A 19,636-nucleotide genomic window follows, 5' to 3' on the forward strand; every position below is an offset into this window, starting at 1 on the left:
CCCCCTGCCCGCTCAGCCCACCTTCACCAGCGCGTGGCGCTTCTTGCCGGCGCTGAGCTTCACCACGCCGTCGGCGTTCAGGTCGGCGGCGGTCGCCTTGGCCGCCTCGTCGGCGATCGGGCCGTCGTTCAGCTTGGCGCCGCCGCCCTTGATCAGGCGGCGCGCCTCGCCCTTCGACGCCGCCAGCCCGGCGGCGACCAGCAGGTCGACCACCGGCAGGCCGGCATCGAGATCGGCGCGCGCGACCTCGATGCTGGGCAGCCCCTCGGCGGCGGCCCCTTCCTCGAAGGCGCGGCGCGCGGTCTCGGCGGCCTCCTGCGCGGCCTCCTCGCCGTGGGCCAGCCGGGTGACCTCGTTGGCCAGCACCTTCTTGGCCTCGTTGATCCCGGCGCCCTCAAGGCTCTCCAGCCGGGCGATCTCGTCGAGCGGCAGCTCGGTGTACAGGCGCAGGAAGCGGCCGACGTCGGCATCCTCGGTGTTGCGCCAGTACTGCCAGAAATCATAGGCGCCGAGCTTGTCGGCGGTCAGCCACACCGCGCCCGCCGCGGTCTTGCCCATCTTGGCGCCGGACGAGGTGGTGAGCAGCGGCGTGGTAAGGCCGAACAGTTCCGCCCCGTCGGTGCGGCGGCCGAGCTCGACGCCGTTGACGATGTTGCCCCACTGGTCCGACCCGCCCATCTGCAGCACGCAGCCGTGGCGCCGCTTCAGCTCGACGAAGTCGTAGGCCTGGAGGATCATGTAGTTGAATTCCAGGAAGGTCAGCGGCTGCTCGCGGTCGAGGCGCAGCTTGACCGACTCGAAGCTCATCATGCGGTTGATGGTGAAATGGCGCCCGATGTCGCGCAGCAGCGGGATGTATTTCAGCTCGTCCAGCCAATCGGCGTTGTTGGCCATCACCGCGTCGGTCGGGCCGTCGCCGAAGGTGAGATAGCGGCCGAAGATGCGCTTGATGCCGGCCATGTTGGCGGCGATGACCTCGTCGGTCAGCAATTGCCGCGCCTCGTCCTTGCCCGACGGGTCGCCGATCTTGGTGGTGCCGCCGCCCATCAGCACGATCGGCTTGTGACCGGTCTTCTGCAGCCAGCGCAGCATCATGATCGGCAGCAGGCTGCCGACATGCAAGGAATCGGCGGTGCAGTCGAAGCCGATATAGGCGACGATCGGCCCCTTCTGCGCCCGCTCGTCCAGCGTGGCGAGGTCGGTGCACTGGTGGATGAATCCGCGCTCCTGGAGCGTACGCAGAAACGCCGAGGAGGGGACCGGGGAGTTGGTCGTCGTCATGGCCGCGATCCGGCTGTCGTTGGAACTGAAGGGCGGAAAGGAAGGCGGTCTGTTAGCACGGAACGGCCCCTGCCTCAATGCGGCGTCCCGGGACGCGGCCGCATGCCGGAGTGTCGAGGTGGCGGAACGCCACCGCCCGATCGCAGGCGGGATTGGCAAGTCAAGCCGGCCGCCCCGGGCCCGAAATCGGAGCCGGAACGATTGCAACGCAATTGACTTTGATTCGCAAAACAGTCGGCTACAACAAGCGGGGTGCCTTGACTATATTCCAGGCAGACCCACTCTCCCGAATTGATACTGACTATCAACTCCATTAGTGCATTCGCGCGAATTTTTTATTGTCGGAGTCCTTTCCTTGTGCGAAGGTGCGGCCAATTGACTATTCTGGAGCATCGAGCATGCAAGGCGATCAAGGGGTTTTGGACCGTCTGAACAAACTCCTCACCGGGGAGTTGAGCGCGGCCGATCAGTATCTGGCTCACGCCCGCACGATGGAGGACATGGGCCTCAAGGCGATCGCCGAGCGCATCTCGCACGAGCGGACCGAGGAACTGGAGCATGCCGACAAGCTGATCCGCCGCATCCTGTTCCTGGAAGGCACCCCCGACGTCTCCAGCCGCGACCCGCTGCGCATCGGCAAGACCGTGCCGGACATGCTGCGCAACGACCTGACGCTGGAATACGAGGTCGTCGCCGCGCTGAAGGACGTCATCGCCTATTGCGAGCAGGTGAAGGACTACGACACCCGCCGCATCCTGGTCGAACTGCTGTACGACACCGAGGAAGACCACGCCCACTGGCTGGAGCAGCAGCTCAACCTGATCGACCTCATGGGCGTGCAGAACTACCTGCAATCGGCCATGGGCGGCCTGTCGGGCTGAGGGAGGACGCGACCATGAAGGGCAACAGCGACGTCATCGTCCAGCTTCAGATCGTCCTCAAGGACCAACTGACGCAGATCAACCAGTATTTCCTGCACGCCCGCATGCTGAAGAACTGGGGCGTCAGGGCGCTGGGCAAGTGGGAGTACCACGCCTCCATCGAGGTGATGAAGAGCGCCGACGAGATCATCGAGCGCATCCTGTTCATCGAGGCGATCCCCAACCTCCAGGATCTCGGCAAGCTGCGCATCGGCGAGGACGTGCCGGAAATCCTGGCGAGCGACCTCACCGCCGAGCGCGAGGCCCGCGACCGCATCGCCGCCGCCATCGCCGTCTGCGAGGAGAAGGCCGACTACGTGTCGCGCGACGAGCTGTCGGAGATCCTCGAGGAGTCCGAGGAGCGCATCGACTACCTCGAAACCCAGCTCAGCCTGATCGACGACATCGGCCTGCCGAACTACATCCAGTCGGCGATGGGCGAGTTCAAGGACTGAAGCCACCTCCGGGGATTACCCCCCTCCCCCGCCCGGCTCCCGCACAAAGCTCCGCTTTGTGCTGACGCCGCAGGCGGACCGCAGGTCCGCCGAGAGCGGGGGAAGGGTCGGGGTGGGGGCAACGGCAACAGACCCGCCCCCTTCACACCCGCCCGAGAATCTCTTCCGCCAGCGCCTGCATCTCCGCCGCCGCCTGGGTCTTGCGTGCGGCCTCCGTCACCGACAGCCCGGTCATCAGGGTGCCGGCATAGGCGGTGCGGTTGCCGACCTGGGCCGCGGCCAACTCCACCGCCGGCGGGGCCACCAGGTCGTGCACCTTGCCGATCAGCTCGTCGGCGATGCGGGCGCGCGGCGGCACCCGGTTCAGCACCAGCAGCAGGCGGCGCTTTTCCTGCGCGGCCAGTTCGATCGTCGGGTGCACGGCCCACAGGTCCATCGGGCTCGGCTGCACCGGCGCCACCACCAGCGACGCGGCGCGAACGGCGATCCGCGCCTCGGTCTGCGCGTGGGGCGGGCTGTCCACCACCACGATGTCATGGCCGCGCGCCAGCTTCTCGACCTCCGCCTGGGTGCGCCAGCCGGTGATCTGGATGTGGGTGAAGCCGGGCTGGCCGCCCGTCGCCTCGGCGCGGACGGCGTGCCAGCGGGTCAGGCTGCCCTGCGGGTCGATGTCGACGGTGGCGACGCGGTGGCCGAGCTGCGCCCAGGCGATCGCCAAATGGGCGGCCAGCGTGGTCTTGCCGGCGCCGCCCTTCTGCTGCGCCACGGTGAAGACCTTGCCCGCCATGCCCGCACCCATCATGTTGTGACCGGAGATTCCGCGGCTCCCTCAATAACCTTCGGCATGGCACCGGTGCAACCGCGCGAATTGACACTCCGCACCCGATGCCGGATTTGAGATGCGTGAATTGAAAGAGGGGCGCCGGAGCCTCTAGAAAGACGCCGTGACCGACCATACCGCACCCGATACCGGCGAGAAGCGCCCGGCGCTGATCCCGACCACCCCCGCCGGGCTTGCCCGCGCGGGCGAATTGCTGCGCGCCGGCCGTCTGGTCGCCTTCCCGACCGAAACGGTCTACGGGCTGGGCGCCGATGCCACCGACGACCGCGCGGTCGCGGCGATCTTCGCCGCCAAGGGCCGGCCGCAGTTCAACCCGCTGATCGCCCATGTCCCCGACCTGGCCGCCGCCCAGTCCTGGGGCATGTTCGACGACCGCGCCTACGAGCTGGCCCAGCAGTTCTGGCCCGGCCCGCTGACCATGGTGCTGCCGCGCCCGGCCAACTCCGCCCTGTCGCTGCTGGTCAGCGCCGGGCTCGACAGCATCGCCATCCGCGTGCCGGGCCACCCGGTGGCGCAGGCCATCCTGCGCGCCGCCGGCCGGCCGATCGCCGCCCCCAGCGCCAACCGCTCCGGCGCCGTCAGCCCGACCACGCCGCAGCATGTGCTGGAGAGCCTGGGCGACCGGGTCGACGCGATCGTCACCGGCGGCAAATGCCTGGTCGGCGTGGAATCGACCGTCATCGACCTGACCGGACCGGAGGCGGTGCTGCTGCGCCCCGGCGCCGTGCTGCCCGACGAGATGGAGCGGCTGATCGGCCCGGTCCGCATCTCGGCCGGCGATCCCAACGCCCCGAAGTCGCCTGGCCAGTTGGAAAGCCACTACGCCCCCAGCGCTGCGGTGCGCCTGAACGCCGCCTCGGCGGAAGAGGATGAGGCCTTCCTGACCTTCGGCCCCGACCGCTTCGTCTTCGGCGGCACCACCCGGCTGAACCTGAGCCTGGAGGGCGACCTCGACGAGGCGGCGGCCAACCTGTTCTCGCACCTGCGCACGCTCGACGAGAGCGGCGCGAACCGCATCGCCGTGATGCCGGTCCCCGAGGTCGGGCTCGGCATCGCCATCAACGACCGGCTGCGCCGGGCGGCGGCGCCGCGGGGATGAGGGCATCGCCGGCCTCCGCCCTGATCCAGCGGAGAAAGGCGGCCACCGCCGGCTTCTCCTCCGCCCCGCCCGGATAGACGAGGTGATAGGCGAGGCCGTTCGACAGACGTTGGTCGAACGGGACGATAAGCCGCCCCGCCGCGAGATCGTCCGCGGCAAAACGGTGCCGGACCAGCGCTATTCCCAATCCGGCCTTGGCAGCCTCCATCACGCCGTTGCCATCGGCGAAGACCGGCCCGCGATCTGCCCCCCCATCCGGCACGCCGGCGGCTCGGAACCAGAGCGCCCAGTCCCCGCGGTGCTCGTCATGCAGAAGCCGGTGAGCCGCCGGCTCCCCCGCTGGACCGGCTGCCAGATCGGCCGGCTGCCGGACCGGCGGTGCGGTGCGCAGATAGTCGGGGCTGCACACCGGAACCAACTCGTCGTCGATCAACCGCTCGGCACATAGGCCTTCGTAGGCGCCCAGCCCATGACGCACGGCGACGTCGACACGGTCCTGCGCGAAATCGACAAGCCGGTTGGTGACTCCGATCCGGACATCGATCCCAGGCGCGGCCGCCTCGAACCGCGGCAGACGCGGAACCAGCCATTGCACGGCGAAAGCCGGAGTGCAGGACAGCGCCAGTTCCGGCCTGCGGAGCCCTGCCGTGAGTTCGGCGGTCGCATCCCGGATCAGGCGGAAGGCGGTCCGGATGGCCGCACGATAGGCCGCCCCCTCGGCGGTCAAGGCGAGGCTGCGCGGCTTGCGTTCGAACAGCCGCAAGCCGAGCGCCGTTTCCAGCTCCTTGACCTGGAGGCTGACCGCGCCCGGCGTGACGTTCAACTCCCGCGCGGCAAGCGTCATGCTGAGATGACGCGCGGTCGCTTCGAAGGCGCGCAGGCCGGCTAGCGGGGGCAAGGACAGCGTCATGATTTAGAAAATCTCAATGGCATGCGGAAAAGGACTCCTTTGCCCAATAGTGGGACCGGGCACTAATTTTAGCCCAGCTCGATTGAGCAGGAAAGGCCGGGCAATGGCGGGTTCGCGTGGGCCAAGCCCGATCATGGGCACGGGCACCCAAACATCCGTTTCGGCGACAGTGGCAATTCCACCGCAAGACGCGGATCGCCGCCGGCCGACACCGCCGGGCAGGATGCCGGACCCCGGCATATCCAGCCCCGGACACACACCCGAACACGCATAAGCCATCAATGGAGGCCACCCGATGACCCCACCGAACCACAAGCCGATGGACCTGACCGACTGGAGCCTGCTGGTCGCGCTTTCGATCCTGTGGGGCGGGTCCTTCTTCTTCGTCGGCATCGCCGTGCGGGAATTGCCGCCCTTCACCATCGTCGCCATGCGGGTCGCCCTGGCGGCCCTGGCACTCGGCGGGCTGTTGCGGATCCTGGGACTGCCGATGCCGCGCGACCGCCGGACCTGGATCGCCTTCTTCGGCATGGGGGCGTTGAACAACCTCATTCCCTTCTGCCTGATCGTCTGGGGACAGACCCAGATCGCCAGCGGCGTCGCCTCGGTCCTCAACGCCACCACGCCGCTGTTCGGCGTGATGGTCGCGCATGTCCTGACCCGGGACGAGAAGATGACCGGCAACCGGCTGGCGGGGGTCCTCGTCGGCTTCGCCGGCGTGGCGGTGATGATCGGACCGTCGGCATTGGACGGGCTTGCCGGAGCCGGGCCGGGAAGCGGGGTGCTGCCGCAGCTTGCGGTGCTGGGCGCCGCCCTCTCCTATTCCTTCGCCGGCATCTTCGGCCGGCGGTTCAAGGGCATGGGCGTATCGCCCCTGGTCACCGCGACGGGGCAGGTCACCGCCTCCACCCTGATGCTGGTGCCGGTGGCCCTGCTGGCCGATCGTCCCTGGACCCTGCCGATGCCCAGCGCGGCCGCCTGGGGCGCCGTCATCGGCATCGCCCTGCTGTCCACCGCCCTGGCCTACGTCATCTTCTTCCGCGTCCTGGCTTCGGCCGGCGCGACCAACCTGATGCTGGTCACGTTCCTGATCCCGGTCAGTGCCATCCTGCTGGGCGGCCTGTTTCTCGGCGAACGGCTGGCGGTCAGGCATGGGGTCGGGATGGCGCTGATCGCCGGCGGCCTCGCCGCCATCGACGGAAGACTGTCCGCATGGCTGGGACAACGCAGATCCGCATCGGTCGCCAAGGGATAGAAAATGGTCGGCGAAGACGTTAGAAGGGATCGATTGCAAGCCACTTAACCTGCCTCGGACGCCTTGCCATGACCGTCGCCGCCGCTCTCGACCAGATCCGCGCCATCGTCGGCCCGTCCGGCATTCTCACCGACGCGGCCGACATGGCCTCTTACCTCGCGGAGTGGCGCGGCCGCTTCAAGGGCAACAGCCCGGCGGTGGTCCGCCCGGCCAGCACCGAAGAGGTGGCGGCGGTGGTCAAGATCTGCGCCGCGGCCGGCATCCCCATCGTGCCGCAGGGCGGCAACACCAGCCTGGTCGGCGGCTCCATCCCCTACGAGGAGGGGCGCGAGATCGTGCTCAGCCTGTCGCGCATGAACCGCATCCGCGACATCGACACGCTGAACTACACCATGACGGTGGAGGCCGGCGTGGTGCTGACCAGCATCCAGGACGCCGCCGCCGAGGCCGACCGCCTGTTCCCGCTGAGCCTCGGCGCCGAGGGCACCGCGCAGATCGGCGGCCTGATCTCCACCAACGCCGGCGGCATCAACGTGCTGCGCTACGGCAACACCCGCGACCTCGTGCTCGGGCTCGAGGTGGTGCTGGCCGACGGCCGGGTGTGGGACGGCATGCGCCGGCTGCGCAAGAACAACACCGGCTACGACCTGAAGAACCTGTTCGTCGGGGCGGAAGGGACGCTCGGCATCATCACCGCGGCGGTGCTGAAGCTGTTCCCGCGCCCGCGCCAGTCGGTCACCGCCTTCGTCGCCGTGCCCAGCCCGGCCGCCGCCATCGAGTTGCTGGCCCGCCTGCGCGCCGCCTCGGGCGACGCGGTGTCGGCCTTCGAGCTGATGTCCCGCCGCTGCCTGGACTTCGCCCTCCGCCATGTCGCCGGCACCATCGACCCGCTGTCGGAGCCGTCGCCCTGGTACGTCCTGACCGAGCTGACCGCCGGCACCCGGTCCGATGCCTTCCAGGAGACGGTGGAGACGGCGCTCGGCGAGGCCTTCGAGGCGGAGTTGGCGACTGACGCCACGCTGGCCCAGTCGGACGCCCAGGCCAAGCAGCTCTGGTTCATCCGCGAGGCGATCGTCGAAGCCCAGAAGTTCGAGGGCGGGTCGATCAAGAACGACGTGTCGATCCCCGTCTCCCGCGTCGCCGAGTTCATCGAGCTGGCCGAGGCGGCGGTGGCCAAGGCCTGCCCCGGCATCCGCCCGACCCCCTTCGGCCATGTCGGCGACGGCAACATCCACTTCAACCTCAGCCAGCCCGAGGGGGCCGACACCAAGGCCTATCTCGAACGCTGGGACGAGATTTGCCACGTCGTCAACGAGGTGATCTTCAAGCTGGACGGCTCGATCTCCGCCGAGCACGGCGTCGGCCGCTTCAAGAAGGACGAGATGCCGGTCATCAAGAGCCCGGTGGAATTCGACCTGCTGCGCGCCGTCAAGGCGACCCTCGATCCGAAGGGCCTGCTCAATCCCGGCAAGATGCTGCCGTAAGGAGCAGGCACGTCATAAAATTGCGGGGGACAGGCTTGCGGCGCAAGACACCATGCCGCCCTTGTTCCCGCCGCGACACAAGGCTATGGTGCCGCCTCCGATTCTTCTGCGCCTGTCGTACCGCGAGAGAGAGTTTTTCCGATGTCCAAGCCGCGCACTCTGTTCGACAAGATCTGGGACAGCCACGTCGTGCACCGCCAGGATGACGGCACCTGCATCCTCTACATCGACCGCCACCTGGTCCACGAGGTGACCAGCCCGCAGGCGTTCGAAGGGCTGCGCGCCGCCGGCCGCCAGGTGCGGCGCCCGGAAGCCACTCTCGCCGTGCCGGACCACAACGTCCCCACCACCGACCGCTCCAAGGGCATCACCGAGGAGGAGAGCCGGATCCAGGTGGAGACGCTGGACAAGAACGCCCGTGACTTCGGCGTGCGCTATTTCCCGATGGACGACGTGCGCCAGGGCATCGTCCACATCGTCGGGCCGGAGCAGGGCTTCACCCTGCCGGGCGCCACCATCGTCTGCGGCGACAGCCACACCGCCACCCACGGCGCCTTCGGTGCGCTGGCCTTCGGCATCGGCACGTCCGAGGTGGAGCATGTGCTGGCCACCCAGACCCTGCTGCAGAAGCCGGCCAAGAACATGCTGGTGCGCGTCGACGGCAAGGTGAACCCGGGCGTCACCGCCAAGGACATCGTGCTGGCGATCATCGGGAAGATCGGCACCGCCGGCGGCACCGGCCACGTCATCGAGTTCGCCGGCGAGGCGATCCGCGACCTGACGATGGAAGGCCGCATGACCGTCTGCAACATGGCGATCGAAGCCGGCGCCCGCGCCGGCCTGGTCGCCCCGGACGAGAAGACCTTCGAGTACGTCAAGGGCCGCGCCCTGGCGCCGAAGGCCGGCGCCTACGAGCAGGCCGTCGCCTACTGGAAGACGCTGCCGTCGGACGAGGGTGCGGTCTATGACACCACCGTCGTGCTGAACGCCGCCGAGATCGCGCCGCAGGTCACCTGGGGCACCAGCCCGGAGGACGTGCTGCCGATCACCGCCACGGTGCCGAACCCGGCCGACATCGCCGACGCCGGCAAGCGCGCCGCCGTCGAGCGGTCGCTGGCCTACATGGGCCTGACCCCCGGCCAGCCGCTGACCGAGGTGAAGGTCGACACCGTCTTCATCGGCTCCTGCACCAACGGCCGCATCGAGGATCTGCGCGCCGCCGCCGACCTCGCCAAGGGCCGCAAGGTCGCCGAGGGCGTGCGCGCGCTGGTGGTCCCCGGCTCCGGCCTGGTCAAGGAGCAGGCCGAGGAAGAGGGTCTGGACAAGATCTTCGTCGAGGCCGGCTTCGAGTGGCGCGAGCCCGGCTGCTCGATGTGCCTGGCGATGAACGCCGACCGGCTGGAGCCGGGCGAGCGCAGCGCCTCGACCTCCAACCGCAACTTCGAAGGCCGCCAGGGCCGCGGCGGCCGCACCCACCTGGTCAGCCCGGGCATGGCCGTGGCGGCGGCGGTGACCGGCCACCTGGCCGACGTCCGCAGCCTCGCCTGAACCGGCACCGGCTCGGCAGCACGCGACGAAAAGGCCCCGGCGGACAGGCTGTCCGCCGGGGCCTTTGCTTTGTCTGCTGCTGACATGGCGGCGCGGCAGGGCGGAGGGGCCGGTCAGGCTTTCCTGACGAACTCCGACTTCAGGTCCATCGCGCCGATGCCGTCGATCTTGCAGGAAATGTTGTGGCCGTTGGCGCCGTCGGTCAGGCGGATGCCCTTGACCTTCGTGCCGCCCTTAATGACCAGCGAGGAGCCCTTGACCTTCAGGTCCTTGATGACGGTCACGCTGTCACCGTCGGCCAGGATGTTGCCGTTGGCATCGCGCACCGCCGACTCATCCACCGCAGCGGCGCCCGCCGCCGCGTCCGGGTTCCATTCATGGGCGCATTCCGGGCAGATCCACAGGCTGCCGTCCTGGTAGACATGTTCGGAATTGCACTGCGGGCATCGCAAATCGGCGTCCATCATCATTCCTCGTCGTAGGGGAGCGACACCCTAGTCGAAGTGTGGATTAATGGAAACCGCGTCGGCCGGGGCGGATCGCGGCCGGCCTGCCCCGTCCGTTCAGTCCCCCCTGCCCCGCGCCTGCCCCAGCAGTCCCTGCGGGCGGTAGATCAGGAACAGCGCCAGCAGCCCGAAGGCGACGATGTCCTTGTAGGCCAGCGCGAAATAGGCCGACCAGAAGGTCTCTACCACGCCGAGCAGGGCGCCGCCGAGCATCGCCCCCGGCACCGACCCGATGCCTCCGACCACCGCGGCGGCCAGCGCCTTGAAGCCGATCAGGTAGCCGGTGAAGAAGTTCACCCCACCATAATAGAGCGCGATCACCGCCCCCGCCGCCGCCGCCAGGCCGCCGCCGATGGCGAAGGTCGCCGCCACCGTGCGGTTGACGTCCACCCCCACCAGCTCGGCCGCGGCGACGTCGTCGGTGCAGGCGCGATGCGCGCGACCGAAGGCGGTGCGCTGGATGATCCCCCACAACAGGGCGTAGAGCCCGGCGGTCAAGGCCAGGATCGCGAACTGCGCCGACAGCGCGGTGACGGTGAAGGCGCCGTCGCTCAAGAGCTCGTGGCGTCCGGTCAGAACCGGAGCCGGCCACCAGTCGCGGGCGCCGTGCAGCAGGCGCATGCCCTCCTGGTAGGCGATCGACAGGCCGACGGCGATGATCAGCGGCGTGTGGCTGCGCACCCCGCGCAGGCGGCGGAAGACCAGGCGGTCCATCGCCCAGCCCTGGACTGCAGTGAATCCCATCACCAGCGCCAGCACGCCCAGCAGCGCCGGCGGCCAGCCCGCCCATCCGGCCATGCCGAGGCCGGCGGCGGCCATCGCCGTCATCATGGCGCCGAGCATGGTCAGCTCGCCCATCGCCAGGTTGATCTGGCCGAGGATGGCGTAGACCAGCGTGTAGCCCAGCGCCAGCAACCCGTAGACGCAGGCCACGGTGGCGGCGTTGATCACCTGCTGCAGCAGGAACAGCACCGGGGTCCAGCGGGTCGGCCCGGCACGCTCCGGCCGGTCCCCGGCGACGGCGGCATCGGCCGGCTTGATGCGCAGCCACTGCATCAGCATCGCGAACCGCATCTCGCGCAGCCAGCCGGTGCGGTCGGTCGCGACGGCGGCCAGCGTCCGCCGCCCTTCCTCCATCGCCGTCCCGGCAAAGCGGCAGGCGATCCAGTGCGCCTGCCCGCCGGCCCGGTAGTCGATGCGCACCACGCGCCGGTCCTCGGCGATGGCCTGGGCCGACAGGCCGGTGACCGGGCCGCCGTCGAAGGCCGGGATCAGCCGGCGGCACAGCATCTCCTGGTCGGCATCGACGCCGCAGCCGGAGAGCAGCAGGACCAGCGCAAGGAACGGCAGGATGCGGAGCACGGGACCGCCCGGTCAGGTGGGACGGGTCAGCCTACCGGCAATCGCAAAAGGTGGGAAGGCGGCGCCGACTTCGGCACGTCGGCCCCACCCTTCACTTCGCCAGATAGTCCCGCGCCAGCAGTTCGGCGATCTGCACGGCGTTCAGCGCCGCGCCCTTGCGCAGATTGTCGGCGACGCACCAGAAGGACAGGCCGTTCTCCACCGAGATGTCCTCGCGGATGCGGCTGACGAAGACGGGGTTCTCGCCGGCGACGTCGACCGGGGTGATGTACCCTTCCGGCGACTGCTGGTCGACGACCGAGAGGCCGGGGGACGCCCGCAGGATCTGGCGGACCTCGCCGGCGGTGATCGGCTCCTCCGTCTCGATGTTGATCGACTCGGCATGGCCGATGAAGGACGGCACCCGCACGCAGGTGGCGGCGACCTTGATCTTGGGATCGAGGATCTTCTTCGTCTCCACCATCATCTTCCACTCTTCCTTGGTGGAGCCGTCCTCCATGAAGACGTCGATCTGCGGGATGACGTTGAAGGCGATCTGCTTGGGGAAGACGCTCTTGGTGATCGGGTCGTTGACGAAGATGGCGCGGGTCTGGGTGAACAGCTCGTCCATCGCCTCCTTGCCGGCGCCCGACACCGACTGGTAGGTCGACACCACGACGCGGCGGATCCGGAAGCGGTCGTGCAGCGGCTTCAGCGCCACCACCATCTGGATGGTCGAGCAGTTGGGATTGGCGACGATGTTGCGCTTGCGGAAGCCGGCCAGCGCCTGCGGGTTCACCTCCGGCACCACCAGCGGCACGTCGGGGTCCATGCGGAACTGCGAGGTATTGTCGATGACGACGCAGCCCGCCGCCGCCGCGCGCGGCGCATGGACCGCCGACACCTTGGCGCCCGGCGACGACAGCGCGATGTCCACGCCCTTGAAGTCGAACTTGTTGAGGTCCTGGACCTTGAGGATGTCGTCCTCGCCGAAGGAGACCTCCTGCCCGATCGACTTCTCGGAGGCCAGGGCGATGACCTTGTCGGCCGGGAACTTCCGCTCGGCCAGCGTTTGCAGGATCTCGCGCCCGACATTGCCGGTGGCGCCGATGACCGCGACGGTATAGCCCATGACGGGGTGTCCTTCTGCCGAAACTGCACGAATGCGGGGAAACGCTAGGAGCTAGGCACTTTCCGGCCGAAAAGCAACCCATGCCGTCACGGCCGCCATACCGGCGGTACTGACCCCTGGCCGGCTTGACAGCCCCCGAAACACGGCGGGAAGATTCCGGGACGAACGGTGCCCGGCCACACGGCCAGGGTGACTTCTTGGGAGACTTCAGGGATGACCAGCTTCAAGCGCGGCCTGTTCGCTGCCGCTGCTCTCGCGCTCGCCAGCATCGCCGCTCCCGCCGCCGCCGACACGCCGAAGGACGCGCTGGTGATGGCATGGCAGTTCGACGACATCGTCAGCCTCGATCCGGCCGAGATCTTCGAGCTGTCGGGTGCGGAATTCAGCGCCCAGGTCTACGACCGCCTGATCCATTTCGACGTCGAGGACGTCAGCAAGATCGAGGGCGAGGTCGCCGAAAGCTGGACCGTGTCGCCCGACGGCAAGACCTTCACATTCAGGATCCGCGACGGCATCACCTTCCACTCCGGCAACCCGCTGACGGCCGAGGACGTCGCCTGGTCCTTCGTCCGTGCGGTGAAGATGAACAAGGGACCGGCCTTCATCCTGACCCAGTTCGGCCTGACGCCCGACAACGTCGACCAGATGGTCCGCGCGACCGACCCGCGCACGCTGGTCTTCACCACCGACAAATCCTATGCCCCGACCTTCGTGCTCTACTGCCTGACCGCCGACGTCGCCTCGGTCGTCGATTCCAAGCTGGTGAAGAGCAAGGAGAAGGACGGCGATTTCGGTGCCGGCTGGCTGAAGACCGCTTCCGCCGGCTCCGGCCCCTTCGTCCTGAAGCAGTGGAAGCCGAGCGAGCTGCTGGCCTTCGACGCCAACGCCAAATACTGGCGGGGGGCGCCGAAGATGAAGCGCGTTCTGATCCGCCACATCGCCGAGCCGGCGACCCAGCGCCTGCTGCTGGAGAAGGGCGACGTCGACGTCGCGCGCAACCTGAAGCCCGAGCAGTTCGAGCCGCTGAAGGCCAGCGACACCATCCGGCTGGTCCAGGCGCCCAAGGGCACGCTGTGGTACCTCAGCCTGAACCAGAAGGTGCCGGCGCTGGCCAAACCCGAGGTCCGCGAGGCGTTCAAGTATCTCGTCGACTATGACGCCATGGCCGGCAGCATGATGAACGGCATCGGCACCGTCCATCAGGCTTTCCTCCCCAAGGGCTTCCTCGGCGCGGTCAACGAAAACCCGTACAGGTACGATCCCGCCAAGGCGAAGGAGCTGCTGGCCAAGGCCGGCTATCCCGACGGCTTCACCGTGTCGATGGACGTCCGCAACACCAGCCCGACCCAGGACATGGCGCAGGCGATCCAGGCCAGCGCCGCCAAGGCCGGCGTGAAGATCGAGATCATCCCCGGCGACGGCAAGCAGGTGCTGACCAAGTACCGTGCCCGCAACCACGAGCTGATGATCCAGCAGTGGGGCGCCGACTACCAGGATCCGAACTCCAACGCCGACACCTTCGCCTCCAACCCGGACAACGGCGACAACGCCAAGGCCAAGCCGCTGGCCTGGCGCAACGCCTGGGACATCCCTGAGCTGACGAAGAAGACCGCCGCCGCGGTCGAGGAGCGCGACGGCGCCAAGCGCGCCAGGATGTACGAGGAGCTGCAGCGCAGCGTGCTCGCCGATTCTCCCTTCGTCATCATGTTCCAGCAGACGGAGATGGTGGCGGAACGCAAGACCGTCTCCGGCCTGGTATGGGGGCCGAGCTTCGACACCAACTACTACTGGAAGGCCGAGAAGAAGTAGAGGCGCGCCGGCTGCCCCCTCCCTAACCCTCCCCCGCTGTCGGCCGACCGAAGGTCGGTCCGATTGCGGGAGAGGGAACTCCGCTGAACGCTGACAAGGGTCCTGCCCCCTCTCCCGCCGCAGGCGGGGGAGGGATGGGGAGGGGGCAACCGGCGCACACCCTCCCCGCCCCTCTCACCCCCAGGCGCCGGCGTCCTCCACCACGACCGTCAGGCTGTCGCCCAGCCCTGCCAGCACGCCCCGCTGGATCTCGGCCGCCGGCACCACGCCGCCGCGGCCGTCGGGCAGGTCCCGGGTGGCGGTGGCCGACGCCACCACCGTCACCCGCCAGCCATGGTCGACGGCGCTGCGCGCGGTGCTGCTGACGCAGTTGTGGGTCATGAAGCCGGCGATGATCATCTCGCTGCGCCCGGTGTCGCGCGCCGCCGTCTCCAGGCTGGTGCCGGCGAAGGCGTTGGCCAGCCGCTTGACGATTACCGGCTCGCCACCCTGCGGAGCCACGTCCGGAATGATCTGCGCCGTCGGGCCGGCCGGATCGAACAGCGGCGCTCCGGGCGCCGTATGATGCACGATGTGGATCACCGGAACGCCGTTGGCGCGGGCGAGTGCCAGCAGGCGCACCGCCTGCTCCACCGCGGCATCGACGCCGGACAGCCGCAGCGCGCCGTCGGCGTATTCGCGCTGCAGGTCGATCAGCACCAGGACGGCCTTGTCGAGCGGGCTCGGGTGCGTGGGTGCGCCGACGATGTGGCGCAGGGTCAGGGCTTCGCTCATGTTCTGGAACTCCAGGGAATTGGGTGGGATCGGTGGCGGCGATGCTGCCCGGTTCACCGATGGACCGCCATCCGCTATCTTCGCGCCATGACTGTTCAGAAATTCACAGGCGCCGGTCCGCTGGACTGGGACGACCTGCGCGTGTTCCTGGAACTGGCGCGTGCCGGCAGCCTGTCGGCGGCGGCCCGCCGCCTGCGGCTGAGCCACGCCACCGTCGGACGCCGGCTGGCGGCGCTGGAGGAGTCGCTCGGCCGGACGCTGATGGAGCGGCGGCCGGATGGCTATGTGCTGACCGAGGAGGGCGAAGGCGTCCGCGCGCTCGCCGAGGCGATGGACGAGCGGGCGCAGGCGATCCGCCGGCGGGAGGGCGGGCAAGCCGGTGCGGAAGCCGGGCTGGGCGGAACCGTCCGGCTGACCATGACCCAGGCGCTGGCCGACCGCTTCGTCATCCCGCGCCTCGGGGCGCTGCGCCGCGCCCATCCGGGACTGGACCTGGAGGTCATCGCCGACAACCGCACCCTCAGCCTGGCGCGCCGCGAGGCCGATCTGGCGATCCGGCTGGCCCGGCCGCAGCGTGGCGACCTGGTGGGGCGGCGGCTCGCCACGCTGGCCTACGGGCTCTATGCGGCGCCCGACGCGTCCGACGCGCTGGTCGCCTATGACGAAACGATGGCGGAGCTGCCGGAGGCACTGTGGCTGGCCCGCCATTGCGCCGGCCGGCGGGTGGCGTTCCGCTCCAACAGCGTCCAGGGACAACTGGCGGCGGCGGTCGCCGGCTTCGGCGCCGCGCTGCTGCCCTGCCTGCTGGCGGACGGGGTCCTGGGCTTGGAACGTTGCCCCCAACCCGGCCCGCCGCTGAACCGCGAAGCGTGGCTGCTGGTCCATCGCGACCGCTGCGAGGTGCCGCGGGTGCGGGCGGTGATCGAGCATCTGGTGGCGATCTTCACCGACGAACGGCCACGACTGGAGGGTGACCGGCCATGAACCGCAACATCGGCATGCGGCTCCACCGCCTCGTCCTCGCCTGCGCCGTCCTCCCGGCAACCATCATGGCCGGGCTTCCTGCCTGCGGCCAGTCCCTGCCGAACGACGAGCGGTTCTCCAACGCCGCCGTCGCCGCGGGCAGGACGATCAGCTGTCGGCAGTGCGCCGAGTTGGAAGCGCGGGAAACCGCCAGTTGGGTGGTGGTGGATGGCCGGGGCGAATGCCTGCGCTACTACGCGGCCGGGCTGCGCCCCGCCCCCGGCCCCAATCCCGTCGCGGCGGCCTGGATGCACGGGGACATCATGGGCTCCCGGCCGCACCAGATCGGGCATCAGGAGGGCTTGAGCGTCGCCGCGATGATCGACCAGGAGCGGGCGCTGGCGCAGCGGTTCGGCGTCCCCTTCCTCTTCCTGGCCCGTCCGGGGGCCTACGGCAGTTCCGGCCGGTTCTGGGACCTCCGCCACTCCCCACGCGAGGCGGCGCTGATGAACGCCCACCTCGACCTGCTCAAGCGGCGCTATGGCATCGGCCAATGGGCGCTCGGCGGGCACAGCGCTGGCGGAACGCTGGCGGCCGAGTTCCTCGCCCGCCGCAACGATCTCAGATGCGCCGTCCTCTCGTCGGCCGCCCCTGCCTACCGGGCCTATCTGGAGGCCCATGACGCCAAGGCGAGGCTGGCCAGGCCGGAGACATGGTTCGACCCCTACCGCTCGCTCGACCGCATCCCGACGGATCCGGCCCGCCGCATCTTCGTCATCGGCGACCCGCGGGAGACGAACGTGCTGTTCCGGACCCAGCGTCTTTACTTCGACGGGCTGGTCGCCCGTGGCCATGCCGCCTGGCTGGTTCCGCTCGAACGTGCCCGGCCGCCCCGCTTCCACGGTCTGGTGGATTTCGGCGAAACCGCCACCGGGCTGTGCGCCCAAGGCGCCGACACGGACACGCTGCTGCGGACGCTCGACGCCATGCCCGTCCAGACCGAGCGGATCAGCAACTGACCCGGTTCAGTAGCTGGCGGCCAGGAAATACAGCCCGTCGGGCGGGCAGGTCGGCCCGGCCTTGGCGCGGTCGCGGGCGTCCAACGCGCGGCGGACGTCGGCGGCAGTCCATTTGCCGGCCCCCACCAATTCCAGGGTGCCGACCATGTTGCGGACCTGGTGATGCAGGAAGGAGCGCGCGGCGGCGTGGATCCGCACCTCCTCGCCCTGGCGCTCCACCGCCAGCCGGTCGAGCGTCTTGACCGGTGACTTCGCCTGGCAGAGCGAGGCGCGGAAGCTGGAGAAATCGTGCTGGCCGACCAGCACCTGCGCCGCCTCGTGCATCGCCTCGGCATCCAGCGGGCGGGCGACATGCCAGGCCCGCCCGGCGTCGAGCGCCAGCGGCGCCCGCCGGTTGACGATCCGGTAGAGATAGGACCGCCCGGTGGAGGTCAGCCGCGCATGGAATTCCTGGTCCGCCGCCTCGACCTCGCGCACCGCGATCGGCGCCGGCTTCAGGTGGAAGTTCAGCGCGTCGCGCAGCTTCAGGCCGGTGAAGGGCTTCTCCAGGTCGAAATGGCAGACCTGCCCCAGGGCATGCACCCCGGCGTCGGTGCGGCCGGAGCCGTGGACGCGCACCACCTCGCCCGACAGGCGCTGCACCGCCTCCTCCAGGCTCTGCTGCACCGAGGGGCCGTTGTCCTGGCGCTGCCAGCCGACGAAGGGACGGCCGTCATACTCGACGGTCAGTTTCCAGCGCTGCACGGCAGTCAGTCCGCGACGGCTTCGGACGAGACCGGCTGGCCGACGGCGAGCGGGAAGCCGCGCAGGAAGGCCGCGCCATCCACAGGCGCCTTGCCCGGCCGCTGCACCTTGGTGAGGCGCACCGCCCCGTCGGCGCAGGCGACGGTCAGCCGGTCGTCGAGCAGGGTGCCGGGGACGCCCCCGCCGGCCGCCAGCTCGGCCGCCAGCACCTTGATGCGCTCGCCGCCGGCACCGGTGGCGGCGCCAGCGGCCGTGTCGAACCAGCAGCCGGGCCAGGGGGTCAGCGCCCGGACCTGCCGTTCGACCTGGGCAGCCGGCCGGCTCCAGTCGAGCCGGCCGTCCTCGCGCGTCAGCTTGGCGGCGTAGGTGACGCCCTCGTCCGGCTGCGCCTCGGCCCTCAGCGTGCCGGCGGCCAACCCGTCCAGGGCCGGGACGATCATGCGGGCGCCGAGCGCCGCCAGCTCGTCATGCAGGCTGCTGGCGGTGGTGTCCGGGGTGATCGCCACCGCCTCCTTCGACAGCATGGCGCCGGTGTCGAGCCCGACGTCCATCTGCATGATGGTGATGCCGGTCTCGCCGTCGCCGGCCAGGATGGAGCGCTGGATCGGCGCCGCCCCGCGCCAGCGCGGCAGCAGCGAGCCATGGACGTTGACGCAGCCGAGCCGCGGGGCGTCGAGCACCGGCTGCGGCAGGATCAGCCCATAGGCCGCGACCACCGCGGCGTCGGCGCCGAGCGCGGCGAACTCCGCCTGCGCCTCGGCGTTGCGCAGGCTCTTGGGCGTGCGCACGGGGATGCCGTGCTCCTCGGCGAAGCGGTGCACCGGCGACTTCTGCACCTGCTGGCCGCGGCCGGCCGGGCGCGGCGGCTGGCTGTAGACGCAGACGACCTGATGCCCCGCCCCGACCAGCGCGGCAAGGCTGGGCACGGCGAAGTCGGGCGTGCCCATGAAGACGAGGCGGAGCGGGGTCATGGTCGGGCCGATCGGATCAGGCAGTGGCCTTCTGGAGCTTCTGGACCTTCTTCAGCAGCATGTTGCGCTTCAGCATCGACAGGTAGTCGACGAACAGCACGCCGTTCAGGTGGTCGATCTCATGCTGGATGCAGGTGGCGAGCAGGCCGTCGGCCTCCATCTCCTGCGTCTGGTTCTTCTCGTCGAGGTAGCGGACGCGCACCTGCTTGGGCCGCGTCACCTCGGCATACTGTTCCGGGATCGACAGGCATCCCTCCTCGCAGATCGCCTTCTCCTCCGACGACCAGACGATCTCGGGGTTGGCCATGCGGATCGGGTTGGCCGGCTCGTCCTTCTCGTGGACGTCGATGACGATGACGCGGTCGAGCACGCCGACCTGCGGAGCGGCAAGGCCGATGCCCTTGGCGTCGTACATGGTCTCGACCATGTCGTCCATCAGCTTGGCGACGCACGCATCCACTTCGGCGACGGGCTGCGCCTTGCGCTTCAGGACGGGATGCGGGGCGACGAGAATCGGAAGACGGGCCATGGGTGCTCGACGATGATGAAGAGGATGGGGGAGTACAAACGGACAAAGTAGGCAA

19 protein-coding genes are annotated in these 19,636 nt (G+C 69.3%); 9 read left to right on the forward strand and 10 right to left on the reverse strand.

Going from position 1 to position 19,636, the window contains the following annotated elements:
* Nucleotides 1–12: 12 nt before the first annotated feature.
* Nucleotides 13–1,281, reverse strand: coding sequence for a tyrosine--tRNA ligase (gene tyrS / locus J2850_RS14395; RefSeq protein ID WP_209982749.1), 1,269 nt, complete (start codon nt 1,279–1,281; stop codon nt 13–15).
* A gap of 398 nt (nt 1,282–1,679) precedes the next feature.
* Here tyrS and bfr (J2850_RS14400) point away from each other — a divergent pair, with 398 nt between their 5' ends.
* Both bfr (J2850_RS14400) and bfr (J2850_RS14405) read left to right on the forward strand, forming a co-directional pair.
* Nucleotides 1,680–2,162: a bacterioferritin gene (bfr, locus tag J2850_RS14400; RefSeq protein WP_209982751.1), complete on the forward strand. Its 483-nt coding sequence runs from the start codon at nt 1,680–1,682 to the stop codon at nt 2,160–2,162.
* 14 nt (nt 2,163–2,176) lie between these two features.
* Nucleotides 2,177–2,656 carry a bacterioferritin gene (gene bfr, locus J2850_RS14405; RefSeq protein WP_209982754.1) on the forward strand — a complete coding sequence of 160 codons (480 nt, stop codon included), beginning with the start codon at nt 2,177–2,179 and terminating at the stop codon, nt 2,654–2,656.
* 142 nt (nt 2,657–2,798) lie between these two features.
* Here the strand turns inward: bfr (J2850_RS14405) and parA are convergent, their stop codons facing one another.
* The gene (parA, locus tag J2850_RS14410) at nt 2,799–3,443 is read right to left on the reverse strand and encodes a ParA family partition ATPase (protein WP_209982756.1); all 645 of its coding nucleotides are present in this window, start codon (nt 3,441–3,443) and stop codon (nt 2,799–2,801) included.
* Between the two features lie 157 nt (nt 3,444–3,600).
* Between parA and J2850_RS14415 the strand changes: the two genes are divergently transcribed.
* Nucleotides 3,601–4,596, forward strand: coding sequence for an L-threonylcarbamoyladenylate synthase (locus J2850_RS14415; protein ID WP_209982758.1), 996 nt, complete (start codon nt 3,601–3,603; stop codon nt 4,594–4,596).
* Here J2850_RS14415 and gcvA read toward each other — a convergent pair.
* Entirely contained in the window at nt 4,556–5,506 is a 951-nt protein-coding gene (gene gcvA, locus J2850_RS14420; protein ID WP_209982760.1) for a transcriptional regulator GcvA, read from the reverse strand. The two genes, J2850_RS14415 and gcvA, sit on opposite strands and share 41 nt — an antisense overlap.
* 295 nt (nt 5,507–5,801) lie before the next feature.
* On the opposite strand from gcvA, the gene J2850_RS14425 reads away from it, so the two are divergent.
* The 3 genes from J2850_RS14425 (at nt 5,802) to leuC (ending at nt 9,793) form a co-directional block, all read left to right on the forward strand.
* Complete coding sequence (locus tag J2850_RS14425; RefSeq protein ID WP_209982762.1) at nt 5,802–6,761, forward strand: DMT family transporter; 960 nt, start codon at nt 5,802–5,804, stop codon at nt 6,759–6,761.
* A 68-nt stretch (nt 6,762–6,829) separates the two neighbouring features.
* Nucleotides 6,830–8,245, forward strand: a complete 1,416-nt coding sequence (locus J2850_RS14430; protein ID WP_209982764.1) for an FAD-binding oxidoreductase — start codon at nt 6,830–6,832, stop codon at nt 8,243–8,245.
* Nucleotides 8,246–8,386: 141 nt separating this feature from the next.
* A complete protein-coding gene (leuC, locus tag J2850_RS14435) occupies nt 8,387–9,793 on the forward strand; it encodes a 3-isopropylmalate dehydratase large subunit (RefSeq protein ID WP_209982777.1) in 1,407 nt (468 codons plus the stop codon).
* A gap of 113 nt (nt 9,794–9,906) precedes the next feature.
* Here the strand turns inward: leuC and J2850_RS14440 are convergent, their stop codons facing one another.
* From J2850_RS14440 to J2850_RS14450, 3 genes are all read right to left on the reverse strand, one after another.
* Nucleotides 9,907–10,257: a zinc ribbon domain-containing protein YjdM gene (locus J2850_RS14440; protein ID WP_209982934.1), complete on the reverse strand. Its 351-nt coding sequence runs from the start codon at nt 10,255–10,257 to the stop codon at nt 9,907–9,909.
* A 99-nt stretch (nt 10,258–10,356) separates the two neighbouring features.
* Nucleotides 10,357–11,661, reverse strand: a complete 1,305-nt coding sequence (locus J2850_RS14445) for a branched-chain amino acid ABC transporter permease (protein ID WP_209982779.1) — start codon at nt 11,659–11,661, stop codon at nt 10,357–10,359.
* A 91-nt stretch (nt 11,662–11,752) separates the two neighbouring features.
* Complete coding sequence (locus J2850_RS14450) at nt 11,753–12,772, reverse strand: aspartate-semialdehyde dehydrogenase (RefSeq protein WP_209982781.1); 1,020 nt, start codon at nt 12,770–12,772, stop codon at nt 11,753–11,755.
* 213 nt (nt 12,773–12,985) lie between these two features.
* Here J2850_RS14450 and J2850_RS14455 point away from each other — a divergent pair, with 213 nt between their 5' ends.
* Nucleotides 12,986–14,581 carry an ABC transporter substrate-binding protein gene (locus tag J2850_RS14455; RefSeq protein WP_209982782.1) on the forward strand — a complete coding sequence of 532 codons (1,596 nt, stop codon included), beginning with the start codon at nt 12,986–12,988 and terminating at the stop codon, nt 14,579–14,581.
* A 174-nt stretch (nt 14,582–14,755) separates the two neighbouring features.
* On the opposite strand, the gene J2850_RS14460 is transcribed toward J2850_RS14455, so the two are convergent.
* Nucleotides 14,756–15,355 carry a cysteine hydrolase family protein gene (locus J2850_RS14460; protein WP_209982784.1) on the reverse strand — a complete coding sequence of 200 codons (600 nt, stop codon included), beginning with the start codon at nt 15,353–15,355 and terminating at the stop codon, nt 14,756–14,758.
* An 87-nt stretch (nt 15,356–15,442) separates the two neighbouring features.
* Between J2850_RS14460 and J2850_RS14465 the strand changes: the two genes are divergently transcribed.
* Together J2850_RS14465 and J2850_RS14470 are read left to right on the forward strand one after the other, a co-directional pair.
* Nucleotides 15,443–16,339 carry a LysR family transcriptional regulator gene (locus J2850_RS14465; protein ID WP_209982786.1) on the forward strand — a complete coding sequence of 299 codons (897 nt, stop codon included), beginning with the start codon at nt 15,443–15,445 and terminating at the stop codon, nt 16,337–16,339.
* On the forward strand, nt 16,336–17,337 hold the full coding sequence (locus J2850_RS14470; protein ID WP_246513072.1) for an alpha/beta hydrolase family protein: 1,002 nt from the start codon (nt 16,336–16,338) through the stop codon (nt 17,335–17,337). The genes J2850_RS14465 and J2850_RS14470 overlap by 4 nt, the downstream gene beginning before the upstream one ends.
* Before the next feature lie 6 nt (nt 17,338–17,343).
* Here the strand turns inward: J2850_RS14470 and truA are convergent, their stop codons facing one another.
* The 3 genes from truA to def are packed head-to-tail and all read right to left on the reverse strand — an operon-like array spanning nt 17,344 to nt 19,581.
* Nucleotides 17,344–18,081, reverse strand: coding sequence for a tRNA pseudouridine(38-40) synthase TruA (truA, locus tag J2850_RS14475; RefSeq protein ID WP_209982788.1), 738 nt, complete (start codon nt 18,079–18,081; stop codon nt 17,344–17,346).
* 5 nt (nt 18,082–18,086) lie between these two features.
* Entirely contained in the window at nt 18,087–19,052 is a 966-nt protein-coding gene (gene fmt, locus J2850_RS14480) for a methionyl-tRNA formyltransferase (RefSeq protein ID WP_209982790.1), read from the reverse strand.
* Between the two features lie 16 nt (nt 19,053–19,068).
* Nucleotides 19,069–19,581, reverse strand: coding sequence for a peptide deformylase (gene def, locus J2850_RS14485; protein ID WP_209982792.1), 513 nt, complete (start codon nt 19,579–19,581; stop codon nt 19,069–19,071).
* Between the last annotated feature and the right edge of the window lie 55 nt (nt 19,582–19,636).

The sequence above is a fragment of the Azospirillum picis genome, from assembly GCF_017876115.1.
Classification (GTDB): domain Bacteria; phylum Pseudomonadota; class Alphaproteobacteria; order Azospirillales; family Azospirillaceae; genus Azospirillum; species Azospirillum picis.

Coding starts and splice junctions, on each gene's coding strand:
- tyrS (WP_209982749.1), bottom strand. CDS start 1,281: ATGACGACGACCAACTCCCCGGTCCCCTCCTCGGCGTTTCTGCGTACG.
- gcvA (WP_209982760.1), bottom strand. CDS start 5,506: ATGACGCTGTCCTTGCCCCCGCTAGCCGGCCTGCGCGCCTTCGAAGCG.
- parA (WP_209982756.1), bottom strand. CDS start 3,443: ATGGCGGGCAAGGTCTTCACCGTGGCGCAGCAGAAGGGCGGCGCCGGC.
- bfr (WP_209982754.1), top strand. CDS start 2,177: ATGAAGGGCAACAGCGACGTCATCGTCCAGCTTCAGATCGTCCTCAAG.
- fmt (WP_209982790.1), bottom strand. CDS start 19,052: ATGACCCCGCTCCGCCTCGTCTTCATGGGCACGCCCGACTTCGCCGTG.
- leuC (WP_209982777.1), top strand. CDS start 8,387: ATGTCCAAGCCGCGCACTCTGTTCGACAAGATCTGGGACAGCCACGTC.
- J2850_RS14440 (WP_209982934.1), bottom strand. CDS start 10,257: ATGGACGCCGATTTGCGATGCCCGCAGTGCAATTCCGAACATGTCTAC.
- bfr (WP_209982751.1), top strand. CDS start 1,680: ATGCAAGGCGATCAAGGGGTTTTGGACCGTCTGAACAAACTCCTCACC.
- J2850_RS14450 (WP_209982781.1), bottom strand. CDS start 12,772: ATGGGCTATACCGTCGCGGTCATCGGCGCCACCGGCAATGTCGGGCGC.
- J2850_RS14470 (WP_246513072.1), top strand. CDS start 16,336: ATGAACCGCAACATCGGCATGCGGCTCCACCGCCTCGTCCTCGCCTGC.
- def (WP_209982792.1), bottom strand. CDS start 19,581: ATGGCCCGTCTTCCGATTCTCGTCGCCCCGCATCCCGTCCTGAAGCGC.
- J2850_RS14425 (WP_209982762.1), top strand. CDS start 5,802: ATGACCCCACCGAACCACAAGCCGATGGACCTGACCGACTGGAGCCTG.
- J2850_RS14430 (WP_209982764.1), top strand. CDS start 6,830: ATGACCGTCGCCGCCGCTCTCGACCAGATCCGCGCCATCGTCGGCCCG.
- J2850_RS14460 (WP_209982784.1), bottom strand. CDS start 15,355: ATGAGCGAAGCCCTGACCCTGCGCCACATCGTCGGCGCACCCACGCAC.
- J2850_RS14455 (WP_209982782.1), top strand. CDS start 12,986: ATGACCAGCTTCAAGCGCGGCCTGTTCGCTGCCGCTGCTCTCGCGCTC.
- J2850_RS14465 (WP_209982786.1), top strand. CDS start 15,443: ATGACTGTTCAGAAATTCACAGGCGCCGGTCCGCTGGACTGGGACGAC.